Below are 2212 nucleotides of genomic sequence, written 5' to 3' on the forward strand. Positions count from 1 at the left end.
CGCGTCGCCGGTTCAGTCGGCGACGCGGGCGGCGGTGAGGTGGTCGGCCAGCCGGCCGGCCAGGTCGCGGACGAGGGCTTCGGGGTCGTCCATCAGATAGAAGTGGCCCCCGGGGTAGACCCGATGGTCGAAGCGGCCGGTGGCGCTCACCGCCGCCCACTCCCGCAGACCCTCGACCGGCACCTGCGCGTCCTCGTCCCCCACATACGCGGTCACCGCGGTGTCCAGCGGGGTGACCGGGCGCGGCAGGTAGGTGCCGATCAGCCGGAAGTCCGCCCGGATCGCGGGCAGTACCAGCTCCCGCAGGTCCGGGTCGTCCAGCACCGTGCCGGCGTCGGGGTCGCCGAGCCGGCGCACCTCCTCCAGGATCGCGTCGTCGCCGCGCAGATGCACGCTCTTGGGCACCACCCGGTGCGGCGGCAACTGGCCGGAGACGAACATCCGCCCCGGGGCCGAACCGGTGCGCTGCTTCAGGCGCAGGGCCACCTCGTAGGCGACGGAGGCACCCATGCTGTGCCCGAACAGCACCAGCCGGTCTCCCGCCCAGCGCTGCAGCACATCGGCGATCGGCGTGGTCAGCGCGCCCATCTCGTCGATGCAGGGCTCCAGGAGCCGGTCCTGGCGGCCCGGGTAGCACACCCCGGTCACCTCGATGTCGTCGGGCAGCCACCGCGGCCAGTCACGGAACATGCTGGCCGCGCCGCCCGCATGAGGGAAGCACACCAACCGCAGACGGGGTGTGGCCACCTTGCGGTAACACCGCAGCCACTTCGACGGGTTCACCCCGGCGGACGGGCTCATGCGCGTGCTCCGTCCCCGCCGTCGTGAGCGGCCAGCGCCGCCTCGTCCGGCTGGAAACGCACCGGCAGGCCGCACAGCCCGGTCAGGAAGTTGGAGTGGATCCGCTGCGGCTCGCCGGTGATCTCGAACCCGGTGCTGTAGGTGCGCAGGGCGTCCAGCATCGCGTTCACCTCGACCCGGCCCAGATACGCGCCGAGGCAGAAGTGCGGGCCGTAGCCGAAGGTGATGTGCTTGTTGGGCGACCGGTTCAGATCGAAGACATACGGGTCGGCGAAGACCTCCTCGTCCCGGTTGGCCGAGCTGTTCCACAGCGTGACGATGTCACCGGCGGCGATGACCTGGTCGTGCAGCTCCAGGTCGGTGACCGCGCGCCGGCCGAAGTGCATCGCCGGGGTCGCCCAGCGCAGCACCTCCTCGGTGGCCGACTCCAGTGTCACCTCGCGGTCGCGGAGCAACTGCCACTGGTCCGGGTGCTCGGAGAAGGTCCGCACCGCGTCGATCATCGACAGTCGGCTGGTCTCGTCACCGCCGAGGATCAGGCTGTAGCAGTTGAGGACGATGACCTCCTCGCTCAGCGGCTCACCGTTCACGGTGCTGTTGGCGAGAAGGCTGATCACGTCCTCGGTCGGCTTCGCCCGGCGCTCGGCGACCAACTCGTTGAAGTACAGCAGGATCTCGTTGCGGGCGAGCCAGGCATCGGTCGCCGACTGACCCTCCTCGTTGGAGCTGAGCGCCGACTTGTTGAGGTTCAGCAGGAACTCACGGTCCGCGGTGGGCACTCCGAGCAGGTCCGAGATGGTGTTCATCGGGATGTGCTCGGCGACATCGGTGGCGAAGTCGCACTCGCCGCGCCGGACGGCCTCCACCACCAGCCGTGTGGTGTTCTCGCGGACCCGGTCGGTGATGGGCTTGAGGGCCTGCGGGGAGAAGGCCTTGAGCAGCACATTGCGCAGGTTCCGGTGCGGCGCGCCGTCGGTGACGGCGAGCATCCTGCCCGCCGCGGAGTCGCCCCCGGCGAGCAGCGTGACCAGTACGTTGCCCTTCTCCGAGGTGAGCCGCTTGTTGTCCTTGTACAGGGCCATGACGTCCGCGTACCGGCTGATCACCCAGAAGCCCGGTGCGTCGCCGGTGGGCGGGTGCCAGTGGAGCGGCCGTGTGGTGCGCAACTGGCGCCAGTATGCGCGGAGGTCGTTCTCCTCGAACGTTCTGGGATCGGTCAGATCGACTGTGGAGACATCGTCCGGTATCGACATCGTTTGCGCAGTCATTTTTTCGCCATTCGTCGTGGGCTGCGAAAGGGGAATGCGGCGGTATTGCTCGGCCGATGGGCAGCCGGTTCAGGCCCGTGGAAAAAGGACACCCTTTTTCCACGGGCCTGAACCGGTCGGTCGATGACAGCTCGGGGATCCGG

General features: G+C 69.0%; 2 protein-coding genes. Both read right to left on the reverse strand.

Annotated elements, in window-relative coordinates; translation table 11 throughout:
• Positions 1 to 12: 12 nt before the first annotated feature.
• Entirely contained in the window at positions 13 to 801 is a 789-nt protein-coding gene (locus CP978_RS29090) for a thioesterase II family protein (protein WP_043445720.1), read from the reverse strand.
• A complete protein-coding gene (locus CP978_RS29095; RefSeq protein WP_052454350.1) occupies positions 798 to 2069 on the reverse strand; it encodes a cytochrome P450 in 1272 nt (423 codons plus the stop codon). The genes CP978_RS29090 and CP978_RS29095 overlap by 4 nt, the downstream gene beginning before the upstream one ends.
• Between the last annotated feature and the right edge of the window lie 143 nt (positions 2070 to 2212).

It is taken from the genome of Streptomyces nodosus, assembly GCF_008704995.1.
In the GTDB taxonomy this organism is placed as follows: domain Bacteria; phylum Actinomycetota; class Actinomycetes; order Streptomycetales; family Streptomycetaceae; genus Streptomyces; species Streptomyces nodosus.

Excerpts from the sequence above, each read along its gene's own strand:
- CP978_RS29090 (WP_043445720.1), bottom strand. The coding sequence starts at position 801 with ATGAGCCCGTCCGCCGGGGTGAACCCGTCGAAGTGGCTGCGGTGTTAC.
- CP978_RS29095 (WP_052454350.1), bottom strand. The coding sequence starts at position 2,069 with ATGACTGCGCAAACGATGTCGATACCGGACGATGTCTCCACAGTCGAT.